Annotated in this window: 21 protein-coding genes; 18 read left to right on the top strand and 3 right to left on the bottom strand. The window is 63.8% G+C overall.

The features are described from left to right. From HOP51_RS00855 to HOP51_RS00885, 7 genes are all read left to right on the top strand, one after another. Positions 1 to 429, top strand: coding sequence for a F0F1 ATP synthase subunit epsilon (locus tag HOP51_RS00855; protein ID WP_159555587.1), 429 nt, complete (start codon positions 1 to 3; stop codon positions 427 to 429). A gap of 155 nt (positions 430 to 584) precedes the next feature. Next, the gene (gene mgtE / locus HOP51_RS00860) at positions 585 to 1,958 is read left to right on the top strand and encodes a magnesium transporter (RefSeq protein WP_159555586.1); all 1,374 of its coding nucleotides are present in this window, start codon (positions 585 to 587) and stop codon (positions 1,956 to 1,958) included. Between the two features lie 199 nt (positions 1,959 to 2,157). Then, a complete protein-coding gene (locus tag HOP51_RS00865; protein WP_234272052.1) occupies positions 2,158 to 2,970 on the top strand; it encodes an undecaprenyl-diphosphate phosphatase in 813 nt (270 codons plus the stop codon). Positions 2,971 to 3,002: 32 nt separating this feature from the next. Next, positions 3,003 to 4,070 carry an FAD:protein FMN transferase gene (locus HOP51_RS00870; RefSeq protein WP_234272053.1) on the top strand — a complete coding sequence of 356 codons (1,068 nt, stop codon included), beginning with the start codon at positions 3,003 to 3,005 and terminating at the stop codon, positions 4,068 to 4,070. Positions 4,071 to 4,170: 100 nt separating this feature from the next. Next, the gene (gene glmU / locus HOP51_RS00875; protein ID WP_234272247.1) at positions 4,171 to 5,538 is read left to right on the top strand and encodes a bifunctional UDP-N-acetylglucosamine diphosphorylase/glucosamine-1-phosphate N-acetyltransferase GlmU; all 1,368 of its coding nucleotides are present in this window, start codon (positions 4,171 to 4,173) and stop codon (positions 5,536 to 5,538) included. Positions 5,539 to 5,560: 22 nt separating this feature from the next. After that, positions 5,561 to 7,396: a glutamine--fructose-6-phosphate transaminase (isomerizing) gene (glmS, locus tag HOP51_RS00880; protein WP_234272054.1), complete on the top strand. Its 1,836-nt coding sequence runs from the start codon at positions 5,561 to 5,563 to the stop codon at positions 7,394 to 7,396. 55 nt (positions 7,397 to 7,451) lie between these two features. Continuing rightward, positions 7,452 to 9,161: a DUF945 family protein gene (locus HOP51_RS00885; RefSeq protein WP_234272055.1), complete on the top strand. Its 1,710-nt coding sequence runs from the start codon at positions 7,452 to 7,454 to the stop codon at positions 9,159 to 9,161. A 34-nt stretch (positions 9,162 to 9,195) separates the two neighbouring features. Here HOP51_RS00885 and HOP51_RS00890 read toward each other — a convergent pair whose 3' ends face one another. Then, on the bottom strand, positions 9,196 to 9,798 hold the full coding sequence (locus HOP51_RS00890) for a phosphatase PAP2 family protein (RefSeq protein ID WP_234272056.1): 603 nt from the start codon (positions 9,796 to 9,798) through the stop codon (positions 9,196 to 9,198). Between the two features lie 102 nt (positions 9,799 to 9,900). On the opposite strand from HOP51_RS00890, the gene HOP51_RS00895 reads away from it, so the two are divergent. Beyond that, on the top strand, positions 9,901 to 10,767 hold the full coding sequence (locus tag HOP51_RS00895; protein ID WP_234272057.1) for a DUF72 domain-containing protein: 867 nt from the start codon (positions 9,901 to 9,903) through the stop codon (positions 10,765 to 10,767). 153 nt (positions 10,768 to 10,920) lie between these two features. Then, positions 10,921 to 12,267, top strand: coding sequence for a sodium-dependent transporter (locus HOP51_RS00900; RefSeq protein WP_234272058.1), 1,347 nt, complete (start codon positions 10,921 to 10,923; stop codon positions 12,265 to 12,267). Positions 12,268 to 12,373: 106 nt separating this feature from the next. Here the strand turns inward: HOP51_RS00900 and HOP51_RS00905 are convergent, their stop codons facing one another. After that, positions 12,374 to 12,574, bottom strand: a complete 201-nt coding sequence (locus tag HOP51_RS00905; RefSeq protein WP_234272059.1) for a PA3496 family putative envelope integrity protein — start codon at positions 12,572 to 12,574, stop codon at positions 12,374 to 12,376. A gap of 328 nt (positions 12,575 to 12,902) precedes the next feature. On the opposite strand from HOP51_RS00905, the gene hexR reads away from it, so the two are divergent. The 3 genes from hexR (at position 12,903) to HOP51_RS00920 (ending at position 17,470) form a co-directional block, all read left to right on the top strand. Further along, positions 12,903 to 13,766, top strand: coding sequence for a transcriptional regulator HexR (gene hexR, locus HOP51_RS00910; RefSeq protein ID WP_234272060.1), 864 nt, complete (start codon positions 12,903 to 12,905; stop codon positions 13,764 to 13,766). Between the two features lie 225 nt (positions 13,767 to 13,991). Then, complete coding sequence (gene uvrD / locus HOP51_RS00915) at positions 13,992 to 16,199, top strand: DNA helicase II (protein ID WP_234272061.1); 2,208 nt, start codon at positions 13,992 to 13,994, stop codon at positions 16,197 to 16,199. A 182-nt stretch (positions 16,200 to 16,381) separates the two neighbouring features. Then, on the top strand, positions 16,382 to 17,470 hold the full coding sequence (locus HOP51_RS00920; RefSeq protein WP_234272062.1) for a TRAP transporter substrate-binding protein: 1,089 nt from the start codon (positions 16,382 to 16,384) through the stop codon (positions 17,468 to 17,470). Positions 17,471 to 17,528: 58 nt separating this feature from the next. On the opposite strand, the gene HOP51_RS00925 is transcribed toward HOP51_RS00920, so the two are convergent. Next, complete coding sequence (locus HOP51_RS00925; RefSeq protein ID WP_234272063.1) at positions 17,529 to 17,936, bottom strand: acyl-CoA thioesterase; 408 nt, start codon at positions 17,934 to 17,936, stop codon at positions 17,529 to 17,531. A 287-nt stretch (positions 17,937 to 18,223) separates the two neighbouring features. On the opposite strand from HOP51_RS00925, the gene HOP51_RS00930 reads away from it, so the two are divergent. From HOP51_RS00930 to cysZ, 6 genes are read left to right on the top strand one after another with little or no spacing between them, the layout of a single operon-like run. After that, on the top strand, positions 18,224 to 19,186 hold the full coding sequence (locus HOP51_RS00930; protein WP_234272064.1) for a phosphate ABC transporter substrate-binding protein: 963 nt from the start codon (positions 18,224 to 18,226) through the stop codon (positions 19,184 to 19,186). Positions 19,187 to 19,229: 43 nt separating this feature from the next. Further along, positions 19,230 to 20,360: an ABC transporter permease subunit gene (locus HOP51_RS00935; protein ID WP_234272065.1), complete on the top strand. Its 1,131-nt coding sequence runs from the start codon at positions 19,230 to 19,232 to the stop codon at positions 20,358 to 20,360. Next, positions 20,357 to 21,916 (top strand): phosphate ABC transporter permease PstA, encoded by a 1,560-nt coding sequence (pstA, locus tag HOP51_RS00940; RefSeq protein WP_234272066.1) that lies wholly within the window; start codon positions 20,357 to 20,359, stop codon positions 21,914 to 21,916. Before HOP51_RS00935 ends, pstA begins: the two co-directional genes overlap by 4 nt. Positions 21,917 to 21,933: 17 nt before the next feature. Further along, entirely contained in the window at positions 21,934 to 22,749 is an 816-nt protein-coding gene (pstB, locus tag HOP51_RS00945) for a phosphate ABC transporter ATP-binding protein PstB (RefSeq protein WP_234272067.1), read from the top strand. Positions 22,750 to 22,783: 34 nt separating this feature from the next. Further along, on the top strand, positions 22,784 to 23,512 hold the full coding sequence (gene phoU / locus HOP51_RS00950; protein ID WP_234272068.1) for a phosphate signaling complex protein PhoU: 729 nt from the start codon (positions 22,784 to 22,786) through the stop codon (positions 23,510 to 23,512). 16 nt (positions 23,513 to 23,528) lie between these two features. Next, on the top strand, positions 23,529 to 24,260 hold the full coding sequence (gene cysZ / locus HOP51_RS00955; protein ID WP_234272069.1) for a sulfate transporter CysZ: 732 nt from the start codon (positions 23,529 to 23,531) through the stop codon (positions 24,258 to 24,260). The last annotated feature ends 11 nt before the right edge of the window (positions 24,261 to 24,271 follow it).

Below are 24,271 nucleotides of genomic sequence, written 5' to 3' on the forward strand. Positions count from 1 at the left end.
ATGGCGAAAAGCTTCACATGCAACATCGTCAGCGCCGAAGCCTCGATCTTCTCCGGTGAAGTCGAGCAGATCGTGGCCTCGGGCATCATGGGCGACCTGGGCATCCTGCCCGGGCACGCCCCGCTGCTGACCGAGCTCCAGCCGGGGCCGATTCGCGTGATCCATGACGGCGGGCAGGAAGAGAACTACTACGTTTCGGGCGGCTTCCTCGAAGTGCAGCCCGATGTGGTGACCATCCTGGCCGATGCGGCCTCCCGTGCCGGCGATCTCGACGAGGCCGCCGCCGAGGAAGCTCGCCAGCATGCGCTGAAGGCATTCAACGACAAGTCGTCGGAGCTGGACTACACCCGCGCCGCCGCCGAACTCGCTGAAGCCGTGGCTCAGTTGCGCACGATCCAGCAACTGCGCAAGAAGGGCGGCAAGGGCTGATTCCAGCCTGGCTGCCATGAAACGCCCCCCGAACGCTGTTCGGGGGGCGTTTTCGTCTCTGTTATCATGAGTGCGCTGGACCGGAAGTGCCCGAGCCATACTCATGCCGCCACGCGGGGTTTCTCATCCTTGCGTCAGGGTCTCAGGAGAATGCCATGTCGTTGAGCGAACAGCTGCAGGAACACAAGGAAACCCTGATTCTCGCCGTCGAGCAGGACGATCGAGAACGCCTCGACCAGTGGCTTCCTGAGCTGCGCGCGGCAGACCTCTCCGAGATTCTCGAGGAAATGGCCGAAGAGGACGGCGATCTTCCTACCGTACTCAAGCTGCTCGACTGCCTGCCGTTGGAGCGCCGCGCCAATGTCCTTGGCTATCTCACCGGCGAGGTACAGGTCGAGGTGGCGGCAGCCATGTCCGACGAGCTGCTGCTCTCGGTGCTGGAGGAGATGGGCTCGGATGAGCGAGCCGACCTTTTCAACCTGCTCGACGAGGATCGTCAGGAGACGCTGCTGCGGCGCATGGCGCGCCAGGAGCGCGAGGACCTGAAGCGGCTGGCCAGCTACGAGGAGGGCACCGCCGGGGCGATCATGACCTCCGATTACGTCGCCATACCCAGCGGTATGACGGTATCGCAGGCGATGATGCGGGTACGCCAGACGGCCCCCGACGCCGAAACGGTCTATCAGCTCTACATCATCGACCCGGAGGGCAAGCTGGCAGGCACGCTGTCGCTGCGCCAGTTGATGGTGGCGCGTCCTGGCGCCAAGGTCGACGACCTGATGATCAAGGACGTGATCAGCGTGCCGGTGGATGAGGCTCAGGAGGAGGTGGCCCGGCTGGTGGCCCGCTACGACATGCTGGCGGTACCTGTCATCGATCACGATGAGCGCCTGGTCGGCATCGTCACCCACGACGACGCCATGGACGTGGCCGAGGAGGAGGCCACCGAGGACTTCCACAAGGGGATGTCCATCGGCCAACTCGAGGACGGTGTCAGCCGGGTGCCGATCTGGAGCCTCTACCGCAAGCGCGTGACCTGGCTGGTACTGCTGGTGTTCGCCAACCTTTTCTCCGGTGCTGGCATTGCCTACTTCGAGGACACCATCGCCGCCCAGGTGGCATTGGTGTTCTTCCTGCCGCTGCTGATCGGCAGTGGCGGCAACGCCGGCGCCCAGGCTGCCACGCTCACGGTACGCGGCATGGCTACCGGCGATGTCGGTGTCAAGGACTGGGGCAAGCTGCTCGGCCGCGAGCTGCTGGTGGCCGGTTCCCTGGGCCTGACCATGGCCTTGGCGGTGGCGCCCATCGGCGTGATGCGTGGCGGCGAGGCGGTGGCCATGGTGGTGGCGGCAAGCATGGTGACCATCGTACTGTTCGGCAGCCTGCTCGGCATGTGCCTGCCGTTCATCCTCAATCGCGTGGGCTGGGACCCGGCCACTGCCTCGGCACCGCTGGTGACCACGCTGATCGATGCCAGCGGGGTGGTGATCTATTTCACCATTGCCACGGCGGTGTTGACGGGACTGTAAAGCACTCGTTCAGCGGGGCGGTAAGTCGCGTGACATACGCATCCCGACATGGCATTGGTCTTCTTGAGCAGGGTTTTTCGGATACTCGTGCTGTCATCGAGACGCGGCGGACAAGCGGCGAGCGTCCGTGTATCCTCTTCGCGTTCTGCCGTGCGTTTGCCGTCAGGCTGCGCATGTCCTCGCCATAGGAGATCGCCACATGGATTGGCTTCAGGTCGTCGTACTGTCAGTGGTCCAGGGACTGACCGAATTCCTGCCCATCTCGAGCTCGGCTCACCTTATTCTGGTGCCCGTGCTGACCGAGTGGACCGATCAGGGGCTGGTCTTCGACGTGGCGATGCACCTGGGCAGCCTGCTGGCGGTGGTGCTCTACTTCCGCCATGATTTGCGACGCATGAGCGTGAGTTGGGTAACATCGTTGCGTGGAGGCGCTACGGGACAGGCCGGGATCGATCGAGATGCCCGGCTGGCCTGGTGGGTGCTGCTGGCGACCATCCCGGTCTGTGCGGTCGGTTTCGCCTTTCACGACGTCATCGAAGTCAGCATGCGCTCACCGATCCTGATCGGCTCTTCCCTGATCGGCTTCGGTCTGCTGCTGGGCTATGCCGACTGGCATAAGCGTGAAGGGCGAAGTGAGTATCAACTTACCTTTCGTGATGCCATGTTGATCGGTCTTGCCCAGGTACTGGCACTGATCCCTGGCACGTCGCGCTCCGGGATTACCATTACCGCAGCGCTGCTGCTCGGCATGAGCCGCGAGGGAGCGGCGCGCTTCTCCTTCCTGCTGTCGATCCCGGTAACGGCCCTGGCCGCTGGCCTGGAGATCGTCGGGCTGGTGCAGATGCCGCGTGACATCGACTGGTCGGCGATGACGGCAGGTGTGGTACTGTCGGGGGTGAGCGCCTACCTCTGCATCCACTATTTCCTTGCCTTCATCAAACGGATCGGCATGCAGCCCTTCGTTGTCTATCGCATCGTGCTCGGGCTATGGCTGCTGTGGGCCTTCTGGTAGCCATGCAACACTCGTCGAGGAGTCCTGTTACCATGAATCCTGCCCTGCGTCCTGTGGTGACCTTCCTGCTGCTCTTGGGGCTGCTGCTGACCGGTTGTTCCGAAAATGATCGCCCGCTCGATTCGCCAGCCCAACTGGAGGGTGGCATCTTCGGCTCCTTCTACCAGGTGACCATCGCCGACAACCTGACCCAAGGCCGGGCGCGCGAGTTGGAGGAGGGATTGCTCGAGGTGCTGGAGCAGGTGGATGCCGCCATGTCGATCTATCGCGAAGACTCGGAGCTGATCGCCTTCAACCAGGCGCCGGTAGGCGAATGGCAACCGCTGTCCAACGAACTCATCGAGGTGCTGGCGATCAGCCAGTCCGTTGCCGAGGCGAGCGGCGGTGCCTTCGACATGACCGTCGGTGGGTTGGTCAACCTGTGGAGCTTCGGTTCCGAGGCACGTCCGCGCGAAGTGCCCGATGACGAGACCCTGCAGGCGCGCCTGGACGAGATCGGTCCCGGCAGCATAGAGGTCGACGAGAACGCGCTTCAGGCACGCCGGCTACGCGATGTATTCGTCGATCTCGGTGGCGTGGCCAAGGGGCACGCCACCGACCGGGTTGCTGCCTACCTCGACAGTGAGGGCATCGAGCATTACCTGGTCAATCTTGGCGGCGACCTGATCGTACGCGGTTACCGCGACAGAGAGGGCGAGCCTTGGCGCATCGGTATCGAGGCGCCGTTGGACGATCGCCAGGAAGCCACCCATATCGTGCCGCTGCACGACATCTCGGTGGCAACCTCCGGTGATTACCGCAACTATTTCGAAGAGAATGGACAACGCTTCTCGCACACCATCGACCCGCGTACTGGACATCCTATCGAGCATCGGGTGGCATCGGTGACGGTGGCGCATCCTTCCAACGCCTGGGCCGATGCCTGGGCCACGGCAATGATGGTGCTGGGTGAGGAGGGGCTGGCGCTGGCGCGCGAGCAGGACCTCAAGGTGCTTTTACTGGTGCGCGAGGATGAAGGCTGGAGCAATGTGGCGAGCCCCGGCTTTGCCGATTTTCTCGGCGGGGAACTGAGCGACGACATGGGCCTGGAGGTGCGCTGAGCCGCCATGGCGGAACGCTACCTCGTGCGAGGCGTCACTCGTACGGACGAGTTCCCTGGCCCCGATGACTGGAGCCATTCGAATGGACAAGGAGTCTTCGATGACCCTGGATGTGGTGATTCTTGCTGCCGGGCAGGGCACACGAATGCGATCGACCCTGCCCAAGGTGCTGCATCGCCTGGCCGGCAAGCCAATGGTGCGTCATGTGCTCGATACCGCGCGCAAGCTCGAGGCGGAACGCCTGCACGTGGTGGTCGGCCATGGCGCCGAGCGGGTGCGCGAGGCACTCGCCGACTATCCGGTGCGTTTTGCCCTGCAGGCCGAACAGAAGGGCACCGGGCACGCGGTAGCGCAGACGCTTGATGGCCTGGGCGAAGGCAAGGTGCTGGTACTGTATGGCGACGTGCCGCTGATTCGTCGCGAAACCCTGGCCAAGCTGCTGGAGGAAGTGGGCGAGTCGCGCATGGCGCTGCTCACCGTGACACTGGATGACCCGACCGGCTACGGGCGTATCCTGCGCAACGCCGATGGTCAGGCGGTGGCCATCGTCGAGCAGAAGGATGCCAGCGAGAACGAGCTGGCCATACGCGAATGCAATACCGGCATCATGGCCATGACCGCGGCCCAGCTCAAGCGCTGGCTGCCGCGGCTCTCCGCCGACAATGCCCAGGGCGAATACTACCTGACCGACGTCATCGCCATGGCCGCTGCCGAGGGGGTGGCCATCGCTACCGCCCAGCCTGCCGACCCGCTCGAGGTGGAAGGGGTCAACAACCGCCTGCAGATGGCACGCCTCGAGCGTGCGTATCAGGCGCGCATTGCCGATGAACTCATGGTGCAAGGGGTGGCGCTGCTGGATCCATCCCGCATCGACGTGCGCGGCCGCCTGACCTGCGGTCATGACGTGGAGATCGATGTCGGCTGCGTGTTCGAGGGCGATGTGGAACTGGGCGAAGGCGTGCGTATCGGCGCGCACTGCGTGGTTCGCAACAGCCATATTGGCGCCGAGAGCGTGATCGAACCCCACAGTGTGGTCGAGGGCGCCGTGGCGGCCGGTCATAACCGCGTCGGGCCCTTCGCCCGACTGCGTCCCGGCACTCGCCTGGCGGTGGGGGCCAAAGTGGGTAACTTCGTCGAGACCAAGAACGCCGAGGTGGGCGAAGGCAGCAAGATCAACCACCTGAGCTATGTCGGCGATGCGCGGTTGGGGCGTGAGGTCAACGTCGGGGCCGGCACCATCACCTGTAACTACGATGGTGCCAATAAGCATCGTACCGAGATTGGCGACGGCGCCTTCATCGGCTCCAATACCGCCCTGGTGGCCCCTGTCAGCGTCGGTCATGGCGCCACGGTCGGTGCCGGTTCGACCATCAGCAAGGACGTGCCCGACGAGGCTCTGGCCGTCTCCCGTGGACGCCAGATCAGCAAGACCGGCTGGGTGCGTCCGACCAAGAAGACTCGAGACTGATCGACAAGCGCGAGGAATCGTCATGTGTGGAATCGTCGGTGCCGTTGCCCAGCGCAACGTGGAAGGCATCCTGCTCGAGGGCCTCAAGCGGCTGGAATATCGCGGCTACGATTCGGCCGGGATGGCTGTGCTCAGCGCTGCCGGCGAGCTGCAGCGTCACCGGGCGGTGGGCAAGGTGGCTGCGCTGGAGGCCATGCTCGAGGAGGCCGCCCTACCGGGGCATTGTGGCATTGCCCATACTCGCTGGGCGACCCATGGCAAGCCCAGCAAGGAGAATGCCCACCCGCACCAATCGGGTAACCGGCTGGCGCTGGTTCATAACGGCATCATCGAAAATCATGAGCCGCTACGCCGTGAACTCGAGGCCGACGGCTACGCCTTTTCCTCGCAGACCGATACCGAGGTGGTAGCCCATCTGCTGGAGCGTGAATACCGTCATGGCGGCGGCCTGCTGGCCGCCGTGCAGCGAGGGCTCGCACAACTCGAAGGCGCCTATGCCCTGGCGGTGGTACACGCCGATGAACCCGATGTCGTCGTCGGTGCGCGCAAGGGCAGCCCGCTGGTCGTGGGGGCAGGCATCGACGAGGCCTTCCTGGGTTCCGATCCGCTGGCCTTGCTGCAGGTCACCGACCGCTTCATCTATCTTCAGGAAGGCGACGTGGTGCGCCTCGCCGGTGGAGGCAAGATCGAGGTCTTCGATGCCGGAGGTCAGGCCGTACAGCGCCCGATCCAGACTTTCGAGCACGGCGACGGCGCGGCCAGCAAGGGCGAGTATCGCCACTTCATGCAGAAGGAGATCTTCGAGCAGCCCGCTGTGATCGCGGCAGCCCTCGAGGGGCGGCTGGGTGAACGTAGCGTGCCTTCCGAGTGCTTCGGCCCCGACGCCGAAGCACTGTTCTCACGGGTCGAGCAACTGCATATCGTGGCTTGCGGCACCAGCTATCATGCCGGCTTGGTGGCCCGCTACTGGCTGGAGCGCTATGCCGGTATCCCGGTACAGGTGGAGGTGGCTTCCGAATACCGCTACCGCACCGTAGTGGTACCCGACAACACCCTGTTCGTGACCCTGTCGCAGTCCGGCGAGACCGCCGATACTCTCGCTGCGCTGCGCTTCGCCCGTGAGCAGGGCTATCTCGGCAGCCTGGCAATCTGCAACGTGCCGGGCAGCTCGCTGGTGCGTGAATCCGACCTTACCCTGATGACCCAGGCGGGGCCGGAGATTGGCGTCGCCTCCACCAAGGCCTTCACCACCCAGTTGACCGCACTGATGCTCTTCACCCTGGCGCTGGGGCGGGTCAAGGGGCTGGACGCCGAGACCCAGGCCGAAGTGGTCGCCGGCCTGCGTGGCCTGCCGCAACTGGTGAGCCGGGTCCTCGAGTTGGATGACGCCATCGAATCCCTGTCGACCGAATTCGCCGAGAAGCACCACGCGCTGTTCCTCGGGCGTGGCGCGCATTTCCCCATCGCCCTGGAGGGAGCCCTAAAGCTGAAGGAGATTTCCTACATTCACGCCGAGGCATATCCCGCCGGAGAGCTCAAACACGGGCCGCTGGCGCTGGTCGACAGCGAGATGCCGGTGGTGTCGGTCGCCCCTAACGACGAACTGCTCGACAAGCTCAAGTCCAACTTGCAGGAGGTCCGGGCGCGTGGCGGCGAACTCTTCGTTTTCGCCGATGAACGGGTTGGGATCGAAGCGCAGGAAGGCGTGCGCGTGCTGTCGCTGCCTCATGTTCACGATGCCCTGGCGCCTATCCTCTATACCGTCCCGCTGCAACTACTGAGCTATCACGTGGCGGTGCTCAAGGGCACCGATGTCGATCAGCCGCGCAATCTGGCCAAGTCGGTCACGGTGGAATGAAGCCGGGAATAACCCGTATTTCAATTAAGCGAAGAACGAGAAAAAGGACATCGCCGTGGGGAAGAGACAAAGTCGTCAGGGAAGCTTCCTGAAACGCTTGCTGGTGATTGCCGCGGGGCTTGCGCTTGTCGTGGGCCTGGGAGCTCCCTATTGGTTGGGTCAGCAGGCGGAAAAAAAGTACGCCGAGTATCTGCAGCAGTTGCAGAGTGTTGGCTATATCCAGGTCGAGAACCTGACTTATGAGCGTGGCTGGTTCGACGCACAGGCCAGTTATGAACTCGTTCTCGAGCCCGGGTTTGCCCAAGCGTACGAACAGCTCATCGCGACGAGTATCGGCGTGGAGTTCGAGGAAGAGCCGCTGCGGGTCTTCGTCAGCGACAGCATCACCCATGGCCCCTTCACGGGAGCCCTGGCCAGCCTCGATGGACGAATCGACGGTTCGGGTTGGTTGTTCGAGCAACTGATCCAACTGGAGGAGAGCGAAGCGATGTCTCGCTATACCGCCAGGGTAGGCTTCGACCAGGTGGTGACCGGAGAGTGGGCGCCTATGGCGATGACGCTGACGGCAGGGCCGATGCTCAGCGATATCGGTCTGGAGATGCGCTACGAAATCGACTACCTGGGCGGTGAATTCCGCTACGACCCGGCCGGGGGAGAATACCGCAGCACCAGCCGTTTGGGGCAGGCCCGGCTGGAGGAGCCCAGCGCCGTGCATACCTTCGAAGGCGCCACGTCGAGCCTCGTGGCCTCCTTCCCCCAGGGCGTACTGCGTGAGGTCACCTTCACCTCGGATGACGGTCCGATGCTGACGAAGAGTCGTGACCCGGCGCAGGCAGGCGATTCGCGGATCGATAGACAGAACATCGAGGTCCAGCTCGACTTCGATGAGCAGGGGCGTTTCGAACGCTTCGCGACCCGTTTTGCCATGCAGGGCTTCGAGACTGAGGAGCCTGAGCTGTTCCTGGCCCTGCAAGGTATCGAGGCCGACTTCACGGCGACTCGCCAGGGCGAGGCCAGTTGGTATGGGCAACTTGGGCTAAACCTCGATGGAATGACGATGCGCGAGCAGCATTCGCCAGGCTTCGAGGCGCAGAGCGTGAATTTCCGCCTGGGCCTGGAGCCGGAATCCGAGTCGCACCTGCGAGTCGCGCAACTGGTGGCCGCAAGCGATCTTCGCATTCAGGGCGTAAACGATCCGATCGCGTTCCATGTCGAGTCGAGCTATGGGCAACTTCCGCGTGAGGTGTACGACACGCTGTGGCAACTGGTCTACGAAGCGATCAATGTCTTCAGCCTGGACGACCCCGACGCCATGCTCCCCGTGTTCGAACGTATGGAGCAAGCGGGCGAGGCGCTAATGGCAGGTCGCTCTACGCTGATCCTCAAACCGGTCACGTTCAGCATGGGTGATGCTGGCCTCGATCTGGAACTGGAGGCCGATCTGGCGCTACAGGAGATGTCGAGCTTCGATGAAAGCAGTCTGCTCGCTCCCGAGAACCGCCTGGATCTCAACGTGGAGGCGTCTGCCATGCTGCTGCACCGGGTAGCCCGCGAGGCCCTGCGGCAGCAGTACAACGGGATGATCAGTGGCAACGAACTCGACGCCATGGCCAAGGAAGTGGTGGCAGGCAGCCTGGAACCAATGCTGGAACTTGGTGTGGTGAGTCGCGAAGAAGGCGAGCGTTATTCGCTCGTGGTGCAGCTACGCGATGGCCAGTTGCTGGTGAACGGCGAACCTGGCGAGTGGCTGCTGGGTCAGTTCTGACCTGCCGCAGCTGCCATTGATGCTGGGTGGGCGCTTAGCGCTCCACCCAGCCGCGGCGGATCAACGGAGCGAACAGCAGGCGATAGAGCCGCATGGCGACGTGATGATAGAACGGCAGGACCAGCCAGGTGCGGCTGGCGCCGACCAGCGAGGCCATGACGGCGGCCAGCAGCAGGGCGCCGAACATGTCCTGGGGGAAATGCACGCCAAGGAAGACCCGGGCCCAGGCCACCGGGATCGCCAGCAGCAACAGGTAGCGACCGATACGCCGCGTACCGGCATGCAGTAGCAGGCTGAAGGCCATGGTCAGCATGATCGTTGCGTGGTTGCTGGGGAATGCGGGAGTCGGGGCGTGCTCCAGGAACGTCTGGCCGACCGGGACCATGAAGGGGCGCGGGCTGGGCCAGAGGTGGCCAACCATCCAGCTTGCCGCCAGGGCGAGCAGGGTGGCGACGAACGCCTCCAGCAGAGGGCGTTTCAAGCGCTCGCTCCCCCGTAGCCAGCCGACGACCAGCAGGGCCGGCACCATCCAGATCAGGTACACGGCCAGCAGCTCGGCCATCCACAGCACGCGAGGATCGCTGTCGGGGGCGGCGTTCAGCCAGGCGAACAGGGCAAGATTCAGCGTGTTTTCCATGTGTCCTGGGCGCGTTGGGGCGCCGTTTCCTCGTGCATTCAAGCGGGAGGCTCATGCTGCCACTCGCCAAGCGGCGTTTCCGATGATTTTTGTTACAGGAGAATGACAAGGATGTCCAGACTGTATCTGGGTTTGCCCATGTGGGCCAACTCCGAGTGGTGTGGCTCCCTGTATCCACCATACGGAGGCCAGGAAAGCTGGCTGGCCGACTACGCCCAAGTCTTCTCTGCCGTGGAAGGCAACACGACCTTCTACAGTGGTGCGCCCAGGCCCGAGACGGTTGCTGCCTGGGCGCGGTTGGCGCCGCCAAACTTCCGCTTCTGTTTCAAGCTACCGGCGTCGCTGACCCACGAGCGGCGCCTCCAGAGCGTTGAAGCAGACTTTGATGCCTTCATCGATTCGCTTGCCCCGTTGCACGATCGGTTGGGCCCCCTGCTGGTTCAGTTGCCGCGCAATTTCGGTCTTGTCGAGCTGCCACGGCTCGAGGCGTTGTTGGCACGCTGGCCGCAGGGGGTCGCCTGTGCGGTTGAGGTGCGCCACCCTGAGTTTTTCCACAAGGGTACGGCCGAAGTGGCGCTGAACCGCCTGTTGATAACTCATGGTGCAAACCGCGTGATGCTCGATGTTCGCGCGCTGTTTTCGACCTCGGCCACGGGCAGCCCAGCCCTTGCACACGCTCAAAACGAAAAGCCAAGATGCCCATTACACGTGCTTTCCACGGGCGAGCAGCCGCTGATTCGCTTCATCGGGCACTTGGATGAGTCCATCAACCTGGATTATTTCCAACCTTGGGTGAAGCAGCTCAAGCTGTGGATAAAACAGGGGAAAACCCCTTTCTTGTTTGTGCATACCGCCAACAATCGCTACGCCCCTCAGCTGGCTAAGCGGATCCATCAGGTACTTGCCGACGAACTCGGCTTGCCGCCGCTGAATGAATTTGCCGGCGAATACCAGTCCCAGCTTTTCTAATACAGCTTTTGCAGAGCACGAAGCACTCCAGTTGCTGGCCTTCGAGCGTATGATCGGATAGATTTGCCGACATTCGAGCCAAAGACGAACCTATATTCTGTGTTTTTGCGCTTGAGACATATCAATAACCGGATACACAACAACAGGTGAACCATGTCTAAACTTGTTCATGCGCAATGGTCATCGAAGATGACCTTCGTGCTTGCGGCCGCCGGTTCGGCCGTGGGGCTGGGCAATATCTGGCGTTTTTCCTATATGGTGGGCGACAGTGGCGGTGCCGCCTTCGTACTCGTCTACCTGGCCTGCGTGGCAGTGGTCGGCCTTCCCATTCTGGTAGCCGAATGGCTGATCGGCCGGCGTGGCCAGAAGAACCCCATCAATGCCATGGCGGAGTTGGCCAAGGCCAACGGACAGCCGAAGGCCTGGGCACTGATCGGGGTCAGCGGGGTGCTGGCGGCGTTCCTGATTCTCTCCTTCTACAGCGTGATCGGCGGCTGGTCGCTCTCCTATACCCTGAATTCGGTCACCGGTACCTTCACCGGGCAGGATGCCGACGGGGTCGGCGCTATCTTCACGGGCTTGCTGGGCAGTCCAGGACTGCTGCTGTTGTGGCATACAGCGTTCATGGCCCTGGTGGTGTGGATCGTGGCGCGTGGCGTGACCAAGGGCCTGGAAGGTGCAGTTCGCACCATGATGCCGGCGCTGGTGGTATTGCTGGTGGTGCTGGTGGGCTACGGCATGACCACCGGTCACTTCGGTGAGGCGCTCGCCTTCATGTTCCGTCCCGACTGGAGTGCTCTGACGGGTGGTGTCGTGCTTGCCGCCATGGGCCAGGCTTTCTTCACCCTGTCGCTGGGCATGGGCATCATGATGGCTTACGGCTCCTACCTGGGCGAGGACGTCAACCTGCTGGGCACCGCGCGTACGGTGATCATCCTCGACACCACCATCGCCCTGCTGGCCGGCCTGGCGATCTTCCCCATCGTCTTTGCCAACGGCCTGAGTGCGGGTGAAGGGCCGGGGCTGATCTTCGTGACCCTGCCGCTGGCATTCGGCAACATGACCGGCGGCATGCTGCTGGGACTGATGTTCTTCCTGCTGCTGACCTTTGCTGCACTGACCTCTGCCATCTCCCTGCTCGAGCCGGTAGTGGAATTCGTCGAGGAACGTACGCCGCTGACACGTGTCATGGCCGCCTTGGTGAGTGCTGTGGCGGTGTGGCTGCTGGGCATTGCCGCGCTGATGTCATTCAACGTATGGCCCGAGCCGGTGATGTTCGGCCTCAACGTGTTCGATCTGCTGGATACCTTCACCAGCAAGATCCTGCTGCCGCTGACCGGATTGGGAGCAATCGTGTTCGTCGCCTGGTGCCTGGATCGTCGCAGCGTGGCCGCCGAACTCAATCTGAGTGGGAGCACCGAACAGCTGTGGCAGTTGGTGGCACGCTACCTGGCGCCGCTGGGGGTGATACTGGTGTTCGTCAACTCCCTGCTGGGATGACTTGTTGTGTGGCTACTCAGGTGACGAACCTAGAGTGACGAGCCCACCTGGCCCCGAAGTCGGGGCCGGATAGCGCCTTCTTTAAACGGCCGCCTGTGGGCGGCCTCTAGTGTCTCTCGTCGTCGGCCAGCACGGCGATGTCGCGCTCCAACTGCTTGAACTCCTGATGCAGTTCGATGCCGCGCCGGGCGCGCAGGTTGCGCTGTGCGGCGCTACGAGAGCGCTTCTCGTGTTCGGCGACGTTGATGCTCATGAAGATGTCGAGAAGTTCGTTCTTGACGGTAGTGACCCGTTCGACCTTACTCATGATCGACTCTCCCTCTTCTTTCTGTGCCTTATCTTCTCTAGAGAAACACTGCACAAATGCCTGCGCGAGCGAATTGCTGCGTTGCGCGGAATCCTCACATATACCGCATATGCTCCGGTTCTGTGCTCCGTGCGCCTTGCACTTCATCTCGCTCGTCGATTTGTTCAGCGTTTCCCCTAGTGCAAGATCAAATCACAGCATCTTTACTATACCCTACTTGACAGTTTCGTGACGAAGTGGGCCATTCCACGTTCGCACAGGGAAACTCCCCCAAGCGAGTCGGGATCAGGCATACTGACCTTCGCATTCGTCAACCAAGGAGTCCAGCGTGAGCCGCGCCCTGTTCGATGAAATGAGACGCCGCATGGAGCACTTCCGTCGCTCCGAGCAGAAAGTGGCGCGCTTCGTGCTGCGCAATCCCGACGAGGTCATCCACATGCGCATCGTCGACCTGGCCACCGAGGCCAAGGTCAGCGAGCCGACCGTGGTGCGCTTCTGCCGGGCCCTGGGCTGCAACGGCTTCCAGGACTTCAAGCTCAAGCTGGCGCAGATGCTGGCCTCGGGCAGCCAGTTCGCCCAGTTCTCGATGAACGACGATGACTCCGTTGCCGAATTCTCCCAGAGCATCTTCGACTCCACTGTGGGCACCCTGCTGTCGGTGCGCGACCGCCTCGACAACGATGCCCTGAGCCGGGCGATCCAGGCGCTGGCGATGGCCAACCGGGTCGAGTTCTACGGCTTCGGCGCTTCCGGTGCGGTGGCCTTCGATGCCCAGCACAAGTTCTTCCGCCTGCAGATATCCACCGCCGCCTATGCCGACCCCCACATGCAGAACATGTCGGCAGTAACCCTCAAGGAGGGCGACGTGGTGGTGGCGATCTCCCAGACCGGCCGCACCCGTGCCCTGGTGGCCAGCGTGCGCCTGGCTCGAGAGGCCGGGGCCACGGTGATCGGCCTGTGTCCCAGCGGTTCGCCGCTGGCCGAGGAGGTGACCCTGCCGCTGTACATCGACGTACATGAGGACACCGAGATCTATACGCCGATGAGTTCGCGCATCGCCCACCTGGTGCTGGTCGACGTACTCGCCGTGGGCGTGGCCAAGACCCGAGGGCCGAAGCTCGCCGAGCAGCTCAAGGCAGTCAAGAGGAGCCTGACGCCGTTACGATTTCCGGAGCAGGAAGGCAAACCCTGAGGAAAGGCTGATTTATTGCTGCGCTCCGGCGGCGACCAGCCTCTCATCGCTCGCGACATAAATCAGTTCTTTCCTATAGAGAACGGATTGTTTGCAGTTTGTCATGGGGCGCCGGCGGAACAGCCGCGAACGATGACTTCCGCCGTGTAGCGCTGCTCGTGTCGAGGATTGGACGGGCGGATATGCTAAGCTGGGCGCTCATTTTTCCAGCGGCAGACCCCTTCCATGGACGACGTCACGGCGATTCTCGATCAGTTGAACCCGGCCCAGCGCGAGGCGGTAAGCGCCCCCCAGGGCAACATGCTGGTGCTGGCCGGGGCCGGCTCGGGCAAGACCCGGGTGCTGGTGCATCGCATCGCCTGGCTGATGCAGGCCGAGGGGCTGTCGCCCTATGCCGTGCTGGCGGTGACCTTCACCAACAAGGCGGCGCGCGAGATGCGCACGCGCCTCGAGGCGTTGCTGGGGTTGTCGCTGCGTAACGTCTGGGTCGGTACCTTTCACTCCATCGCTCATCGCCTGCTGCGCACCCACTGGCAGGATGCTCGGCTGCCGCAGCATTTTCAGATCATCGATACCGACGACCAACTGCGCCTGATCAAGCGTTTGCTCAAGGATCACCAGATCGACGACGAGCGCTACCCGCCGCGCCAGGTGCAGTACTTCATCTCCGGTTGCAAGGAGGAGGGGCTGCGCCCGCATCAGGTCGACGTGCATGGCGATGCCTACATGGCTCAGATGGTCGAGCTCTACGAGCGCTACCAGCTCACCTGTGAACGCGGCGGCCTGGTCGACTTCGGTGAGCTGCTGCTCAGAAGCCTCGAGCTGCTGCGTGACACGCCGGCACTGCTGGCTCACTACCAGGAGCGCTTCGCCCACGTGCTGGTCGACGAATTCCAGGATACCAACACCCTGCAATACGCCTGGCTCAAGCTGCTCACCGGCATGAAGACGCCGATGACCGTGGTCGGCGACGACGACCAGTCGATCTATGGCTGGCGCGGAGCAAGGATCGAAAACATCCGCCGTTTCGAGCAGGAATTTCCGGGCACCCATACCGTGCGCCTGGAGCAGAATTACCGCTCTACCAGTGCCATTCTCGATGCCGCCAATGCCCTGATCAGCCACAACGCCGATCGCATGGGCAAGGAGCTGTGGACGGCCGGTGCCCGCGGCGAGCCGATCTCGGTGTATGCCGGTTTCAACGATCTGGACGAGGCGCGCTTCATCGTCGACACCATCAAGGAGAAGGTCGACGAGGGTTACCGACGCCGCGACGTGGCCATTCTCTACCGCTCCAATGCCCAGTCGCGGGTGCTCGAGGAGACCCTGATCCGCCAGGGCATGCCGTATCGCATCTACGGTGGCCAGCGCTTCTACGAGCGGCTGGAGATCAAGAACGCCCTGGCCTATCTGCGCCTACTGCTCAACCGCGACGACGATGCCTCGCTCGAGCGCATCATCAATGTGCCTCCGCGGGGTATCGGAACCCGTACCGTGGAGCAAGTGCGCGAGCGCGCCCGCCTGGCCGGTGTGTCATTGTGGCAAGCGCTGCACGACGGCCTCATGGACGGTGCGCTGAAGGGTCGTGCCGGTGCCGCGCTGCAGGCGTTTGCCGACCTCATCGAAGGGCTCGACAACGATACCGCCGGCATGTCGCTGCACGCGATCATCGATCATGTGAACGAGCGCTCCGGGCTGATCGAGCATCATCGCAACGAGAAGGGCGAGAAGGGGCAGGCCCGGGTCGAGAACCTGGAAGAGCTGATCAACGCCGCCCGCGCCTTCACCCAGAGCGAATCCTTCGATCCACCCGAGGCCGGCGAGGGCGCCGTGGCGTTGGAGGCCTTCCTCGCCGAGGCGGCGCTCAATGCCGGCGAGCACGAGGCCGATGAGTTCGAAGATAGCGTACAGCTGATGACCTTGCATTCGGCCAAGGGGCTGGAGTTCCCGGTAGTGTTCATCGCTGGTGTCGAGGAGGGACTGTTTCCGCACAAGATGTCGCTGGAGGAGCCTGGTCGCCTGGAGGAGGAGCGCCGCCTCTGCTACGTCGGCCTGACCCGCGCCATGCGCAAGCTCTACCTCACCCATTCGGAAATTCGTCGCCTGCACGGCAAGGAAACCTTCCAACGGCCGTCGCGCTTTTTGCGCGAGATACCCGCCGAGTACCTGGAAGAGGTGCGCCTGCGCGGCCAGATCTCGCGCCCGGTGACGGCCACGCGCCCGGCGGTGGGGCTCTCGCGTCAGACCTCGGTCGACGGCGGCGCTGACCTGCCCAGCCTGAGCCTGGGCCAGCGAGTGCAGCACCCGGTCTTCGGCGAGGGCGTGATCCTCAACGCCGAGGGCGAGGGACCCCGCGCCCGGGTACAGGTTAGCTTCGAGGGGGAAGGTGACAAGTGGTTGGTGCTTGGGTTTGCCAAGCTCACCCCTCTATAGGAATGGTGAGGGGGTACGTTGGCGTCTACGTCAAAAGGCGGCCTTGCTGCCCAAATGGTCATTAAGCATACTCACAGGCGGACACATCGCGTTTGATGAGGGAAGCGCTTCGCTCGCGCAGGCATTTGTACAGTGTTTCCTTAGACGCGACTCAGAATAACCACCCCGGAGTCATGCCATCCATGCAACGCCGTAAATTCCTTAAAACCGCCGGCCTGGGTGCCGTCGGTGTCGCCGCCGCGCCCTTCGTTTCCACTGCCAAGGCACAGGAAACCATCACCTGGGACATGGTCACCTCCTGGCCGACCAACTTCCCGGCCCTGGGTACCGGTGCCAACGATTTCGCCAAGCGTATCGAGCAGCTCTCCAACGGCCGCATGCGTATTCGCGTGCACGGTGCCGGCGAGCTGGTGCCGCCGCTGGAAGTGTTCGATGCGGTAGCTGCCGGCACTGCTGAGATGGGCCACTCCGCCTCCTACTACTGGCGCGGCAAGGTTGCCGCCTCGCAGTTCTTCACTGCCGTGCCCTTCGGCATGAACACCACCGAGACCAACGCCTGGCTCTACCACGGTGGCGGCCAGGAGCTGTGGGATGAGGTCTACGGCAAGCACAACCTCAAGCCGTTCGCCGTGGGCAACACCGGCGCTCAGATGGCCGGCTGGTTCAAGAAGGAGATCAATTCGCTCGAAGACATGCAGGGCCTCAAGCTGCGCCTGCCGGGCCTGGCCGGTGAGGCCATGAACGGCATCGGCGTGACCACAGTGAACATGCCGGGCGGCGAGATCTTTACCTCGATGCAGACTGGCGTGCTCGACGCTGCCGACTGGGTCGGCCCCTACAACGACATGGCCTTCGGCCTGCACCAGGTCGCCGACTACTACTACACCTCGCCGTGGAACGAGCCTTCCGCCGTGCTGGAAGGTACCGTCAATCTGGATGCCTGGAACGAACTGCCCGACGATCTCAAGGCGGTGGTGACCGAGGCAGCGCGTGCCTCCAACCTGGCGATGATCAGCGAGTTCGCCTATCGCAACGCCCAGGCATTGGCCACCCTGGTGGAGGAGCACGGTGTGCAGTTGCGCAGCTTCCCCGATGACGTCATGGAAGCGCTCTACGAGTCCTCGCAGCGCGTCATCCAGCAGCAGGTGGAGAGCGACCCCGACTCGGCCAAGGTCTACGAGTCCTACATGGCGTTCCAGCGCCTGGTGCGTCCGTTCAACGACGTGGGTGAGTTCCACTACCTCAAGACCCGGGAAAGCGTCGGCGTCTAAACGCCGAGTGAAAGCGAACAGGGGCGCCGCATGGCGCCCCTGTTGCATTCGAGTCGGGTCAACTGGCCTGATGCACCGCGCGGATGCGGCCCTTGTCGTCGAGCGCCACCATCACGAAGCGGGCTTCGGTGACCTTGTGCAGCTCGCTGGTATCGCGCTCGTGGGGCTGGCGAATCCACACCTCTACGTCGATCTTGATTGAGCTGTGGCCGATCTCACGCACGGCAGTGAAGATGTTGACCATCGAGCCGATGCGTACCGGACACAGGAAATCCATGGTCTCGATGGCGACGGTGGCGGTGCGGCCATGCGCCTCACGGCCTGCTGCCAGCTCGGCGGCCTGGTCCATGTGACGGACCAGCCAGCCACCGGGAATGTCGCCGTAGAGGTTGGTATCCTGACGATTGGCCAGTAACTTGAGAGTGAGTTGTCCCTGAGGTGCGGGAACGTCGTCGAGGTCGGTCATGGAATGTCGTAAGCTCGGCTTGTTGTTGTGGTGGCGATATTGCATTGCAGCGACTGCTGTGGGCCATCTTATACGCCAAGGCTTACCCTCACCAGAGCTGCGACAACCTGTCATCGTGAATGCCGTCAAGCGACGGCGCTTGCCCAGGCGGTATTGCAAGTCTTCACGAAACGCTCATTGTCTTCCTGTAAGCTCCGCCTGTTTCGACGGATGCCTCCTTGAGTCTGGCCCATGTTCGCCACGTTGTCGGCATTTCCCTTCATCACCTCGATATCTAGGAGTTCAACATGGTCTTCCTGCGTGAAGCGCTTGGTCAGGCCAGGCTACGCGTGGCGGGCCTGGCGGCACTGTTGGCACTGGTGTCGCTGACGGTCCAAGCGGACGAGCCGGTCGGCACGCTGGGGATCGTGGGTTCCGACACCATGGCGGGGCTGATGCTGCGCTGGGGAGAGCAGCTCGGTGAACGTCACCCTGGCATTCGCCTACAGCTGCAAACCAGCGGCTCGTCCAGCGCCCCGCCTGCCCTGGTGGCCGGCACCACCCGACTGGGCCCCATGTCACGGCCGATGAGCGAAGAGGAGCGGCGTGCCTTCGAGCAGCGTCACGGTTATGCCCCGGTCGAAGTGGAAGTGGCCCGGGACGCGTTGGCGATCATCGTCCATCGTCACCATGCATTGGAAGCGCTGCGCCTGGAGCAGGTCGATGCGATCTTTTCGCGCACGCGTCACTGTGGCGCCGAGAACGCTCTGGCCCGCTGGGAGCAGCTCGCCGGCGCTGGCCTCACGGGACGCATCGAGCTGCACGGGCGTAACCCCGCCTCGGGCAGCTACGAACTCTTCCGCCAACGTGCCCTGTGCGGCGGCGACTACCTGTCGCGTCTCAACGAACATCCCGGTTCGGCAGCCATCGTGGCGGCGGTTACGGAGAGCCGCGAGGCGATCGGCTATGCCGGTCTCAATCACCTGAACCCGGGAGTCAAGCCACTGGCCCTCGAGGATGCCGAAGGCAACCGGGTCCTGCCGGGGGCCGAGCAGGTCCGCCAGGGCGCCTACCCGCTGAGCCGGGCGCTGTTCCTGTACGCTAACTTGCCTCCCGGGCAGGTGCTGTCGGGGCCGGAGCGCGCGCTGCTCGAGCTCATTCTCTCCCCGGAGGGGCAGCGTACGGTCGGCGAACTGGGTTTCGTGGCGTTGGCGGAGGCGGACCTGGCGTTCCAGCGTGAACGGCTGGGATTGGACGTCTCGCCGCCGTGATGCTGTCATCCAACTGTCATCGAGTCGTTATACGCTGCCAATCATGATAGAGCCCTCTTCCGCTTCCTCCTCTCGGTCCCTGTGGCGTCGGCAGCGCGATCGGCTGGCTACCGCCCTGATCATGGCTGGAGGCATCGGTGTGATAGTGGCCGTGCTCGCCATAGGCGTGTTTCTGGTGCTGGAAGTCCTGCCGGCCCTGCTGGGGGGCGTCTTCGACCCGGCGCGCATTCGCCTGGAACTCACACCCATGGCCTGGGGCACGCTGAAGGCGGCCCTGTGGGCGATGCTGTTTGCCATTCCCCTGGCCTTGGGCGCCGCGATCCATTCGGCATTGTTCATGTCGCAACGGCTGCGCAGTCGCATGAAGCCCACCCTGGAGATGATGGAGGCGCTCCCCGGGGTGGTGATTGGCTTCGTTGCCGGACTGGTGCTGGCGCCCTGGGTGGAGCGACACCTGGCCGGCTCGTTGGCATTGCTGCTCGTACTGCCCTTGGGCGTGCTGCTGGCCGCCGCCATCTGGCGCCGGCTGCCTGCGGTCTGGCGGCGGCACTTTTCGCTGTCACGTGCCGGCCTGTGGCTGGTGCCCTGGCTGATGCTGCTGGTATTCGCCACCTTCTCGCTGGCGCCCGGGCTCGAGGCGCTGCTGTTCGACGGCAGTCTGCGCAACTGGCTGGACCGTGAACTGGGGCTCGACTATGCCACGCGCAACGCCATGATCGTGGGACTGGCCATGGGCTTCGCAGTGATGCCGAGCGTATACGCGCTGGCCGAGGATGCGCTCTCCGGCGTGCCGTCTCGGCTCGGCGAGGGCGCCCAAGCGCTGGGGGCCACTCGCTGGCAGACGCTGTGGCGGGTGGTGTTGCCGGCCGCGGCTCCCGGGATCTTCGCCGCGATGATGATCGGCACGGGGCGTGCCGTGGGTGAGACCATGATCGTGCTGATGGCCAGCGGCAATACCGCCCTGATGAGCCTGAGCCCCTTCGAGGGCATGCGCACCATGGCGGCAGGCATCGCGGTGGAGTTGCCCGAAGCGGTGCCGGGCAGCGAGGCCTATCTGCTGCTGATACTGGCGGCCCTGCTGCTGTTCCTGTTCACCTTCCTGGTCAATACATTGGCTGAGGTGGTAAGAAGTCGGCTCCGGCGCCGTTATCGCTGGCTCGACGGTGCGCCATGAAAGTGGCCCGCACCAAGCGTCGCCCAATCCGCTCGGAAGGACCCTGGGCCTGGCTGGCTGCTGGTAGCGTGGCATTGTCGCTGTTGATGCTGGGTGGGCTGCTGTTGCTCATCGCCACCCGCGGGCTGGGCCACTTCTGGCCAGCGATGGTAGCGCAGGTAGAGATGGCGGATGGCCGGCTGCTGGCCGGACGGGCGGTGCGTGAACTGCCGCTGGAGCAAAGCGCAGGGCGTGAGCGGCTCTATTTCACTGCCAACCGCGATCTCGATGGCCAAGCATGGCACTGGCTGCCGGTGAACGACATCGTCGCGAGCGAGACTCCACAGGACCTGATCGTGCTGGAGCGACGCCGGCACGGAGAGTTCATCGGTCGTCTGGTGGCACTGGGCGACGCCGAAAGCGTGCGGGAGCAGCAGGCACGGGAGGCGACCTGGGAGCGACTGCAGGCACGCCTGGCGACGCTACAGGAGCTGCGTGGCGAACGCGAACGGTTGCGTCGGGAGGTGCTCAGGCCGCTGATTCGACGGTTGGATGCCGACCCGAGCGATGCCCAGGCGAGGCAGGCGCTGGCCGAGGCCAACGACCGGGTGCGTGTCCTGCAGGAGGCGATGCGTGGCGAGGTGGCACTACTCGAGAACGTCGACGGGCGGCGCCTGGTACAGCCGCTGGAAGAGGTGCTGCGCGCCTGGCGACCCAACGCCATGTCGACGGTCGAAAAGCTGGGGATCTGGGGGCGTGGCGTATGGCGTTTTCTCGCCGAGGGGCCGCGTGATGGGAACGCAGCCGGTGGCGTATGGCCGGCCATCTTCGGCACCGTGCTGATGGTGCTGCTGATGTCGCTGCTGGTGACCCCCTTCGGCGTGCTGGCGGCGATCTACCTCAATGAGGTGGCGCATCAGGGCCGCTTGACCCACCTGGTACGCATTGCCGTGCGTAACCTGGCGGGGGTGCCGTCGATCGTCTATGGCGTGTTTGGCCTTGGCGTGTTCGTCTACGGCATTGGCGGCTCGCTGGACGAGTGGTTTTTCAACGATGCCCTGCCTTCGCCCACCTTCGGCACCGGAGGGCTGCTATGGGCCTCGCTGACTCTGGCACTGTTGACGCTGCCGGTGGTGATCGTGGCCACCGAGGAGGGGCTGGCGCGGATCCCCGTGCAGCAGCGCGAAGGCGCCCTGGCGCTGGGTGCCACGCGGCTGGAGACCCTGACCCGGGTGGTACTGCCGATGGCGGTACCGGCCATGCTTACCGGGGTGATCCTGGCGATCGCTCGCGCCGCCGGGGAGGTAGCGCCGCTGTTGCTGGTCGGAGTGGCCAAGCTGGCCCCCCAGGTACCGGTGGACGGTGAGTTTCCGTTCCTCCATCTTGAGCGCAAGTTCATGCACCTGGGCTATCACATCTACGACACCGCCTTTCACGGCAACGATGTGCAGGCGGCCATGCCGCTGGTCTATGCCACTGCGCTATTACTGGTACTGGTGGTTCTGGTGCTTAACCTGACTGCCATATTCCTGCGCCATTATTTCCGCGCGCGTCACGGCGTGCAGCCGCGCCCATGATGAGGAAATGTCCACCGATGACCATGCCGCCGCGCTTTCAGCCGTCTGCCACGGGTTCGATCATCGACTTCGCCCCCGAGGCCAGCTGCTTCCAGATAGAGGGGCTGGGCCTGGCTTATGGCGACAAGCGGGCGCTGCGCGATATTTCTCTGCGCGTCCCCCGGCATCGTGTCACGGCGTTCATCGGGCCGTCGGGTTGCGGCAAGTCGACCCTCCTGCGTGCACTCAACCGCCTGCACGATCTCAACGAGGAGGTGAGTCACGAGGGCAGGATACTGCTCGAAGGAGAGGACATCCACGCACCGCAAGTGGCCGTGGACGAATTGCGCCGACGCGTCGGCATGGTGTTCCAGGTACCCAACCCCTTCCCCATGTCGATCTACGACAACGTGGCCTTCGGTCTGCGTCTGGAGGGAGGACTGACGCGCCGGCGCATGGACGATATCGTCGAGTGGGCGTTGGATGCCGCAGCGCTGTGGGGGGAAGTGAAGGATCGCCTGCGCGCCTCGGCCTGGTCGCTTTCCGGTGGCCAGCAACAGCGCCTGGTGATCGCCCGCTCACTGGCGGTGCGCCCCGAGGTGCTGTTGCTCGATGAGCCGGCCTCGGCGCTGGACCCGATCTCGACGCTCAAGATCGAGGAACTGATTCGCGGATTGAAGTCGCAGCTGACCTTGATCCTGGTCACCCACAACATGCAGCAGGCGGCGCGAGTCTCCGACTACACCGCCTTCCTGCAGGATGGCGAACTGGTGGAGTACGCCCCCACCGACACCCTGTTCACCAACCCCAGCCTGCGCCGCACCGAGAACTACATCACCGGTCGCATGGCCTGAACGGGAACGTCTACCGCGACCCGAGGAGAGTACGATGGAAATCACCAGCGAAACTCATAGCCAACACATTTCCCGCCAGTTCAACCAGGAGCTGGAGGCGCTCAAGACCCAGCTGATGACCATGGGCGGGCTGGTCGAGCAGCAGGTCCAGGAGGCGATCCAGGCGCTGCTCGACAGCGACAGCCGCCTGGCCGAGAAGGTGCGCGACCGCGACCGCGACGTCAACGCCATGCAGCTCAAGATCGACGATGAGTGCACGCGGGTCCTGGCCCGGCGCCAGCCGGCCGCCTCCGACCTGCGCCTGGTGCTGGCGGTGATCCGTGCCACCGCCGACCTGGAGCGGATCGGCGACGAAGCAAGCAAGATCGCGCGCAACGCCCTGACGCTGATCGACAGCGGCAACAACGTGAGGGGTCTGGTCGAGGTGCGTCACATCAGCGAGCACGTGCGGCGCATGCTGCGCGATGCGCTGACGGCCTTCGCGCGCTTCGATACCGAGCTGGCGCTGCAGGTGGTGCACGAGGACGACTCGGTGGACGACGAGTACAGCAGCGCCATGCGCTCGCTGATGACCTTCATGATGGAGGACAATCGCGCCATCGGCCCGGTACTCAACGTGATGTGGATCTTGCGCGCGCTGGAGCGGGTCGGCGATCATGCCGACAACCTCGCCGAGTACGTCATCTACCTGGTCAAGGGGCTCGATATCCGCCACATGGACCCCGACCAGATCGATGAAGATGCGCTGACGCGCAAGGAGTGATGGGAAGAGGATTCCTATGCTGGATGCCTTCACGGCACTGACCCGCGGGACGCGGCTGGTCTACGGCCGCGGCCTGCGTCGCTACGTCTACGCCCCGATCGCCGTCAACCTGACGGTCTACTCGGCCATGCTCTACTACGTGGTCAGCCACTTCGGGGGTTGGCTGGAAAGTTGGATGGCCTTGGTGCCGGCCTGGCTCGGCTGGCTGGAATGGTTGATCTGGCCGCTGTTCGTGGTCAGCCTAGTGCTGATCGTGTTCTTCACCTTCACCTTGGTGACCCATCTGATCGCCGCGCCCTTCTATGGCTTCCTGGCGGCCAAGGTGGAAGTGCAGGCCACCGGCCGGCCGCCGCTCGACGATCGTGGCCTGGCGCGTACCGCGGTGGATGCCCTGGGGCGTGAGCTGGTCAAGCTCGGCTACATCCTGCCGCGGGCCCTGGCGCTGTTCATCCTCAGCTGGGTGCCGGCGCTCAACGTCGCCGCGCCCTTCCTGTGGGCACTGTTCTCGGCCTGGATGATGGCCATCACCTACCTCGACTACCCCATGGACAATAACAAGGTGAGCTTCGCCGACATGCGTCGTCGGCTCGCCTCGCGTTCCTGGCAGACCCTTACCTTCGGCGGCTGGGTGACGCTGATCACCTGGATCCCGCTGGCCAACCTCTTCCTGCTGCCCGGCGCCGTCGCTGGCGCCGTGCTGATGTGGGACCGCCACTATCGCGGTGAGCGTGACGTCGCCCCGACCTGAGCCAACCAGCC

Source organism: Billgrantia zhangzhouensis (genome assembly GCF_021404465.1).
Lineage (GTDB): Bacteria > Pseudomonadota > Gammaproteobacteria > Pseudomonadales > Halomonadaceae > Halomonas > Halomonas zhangzhouensis.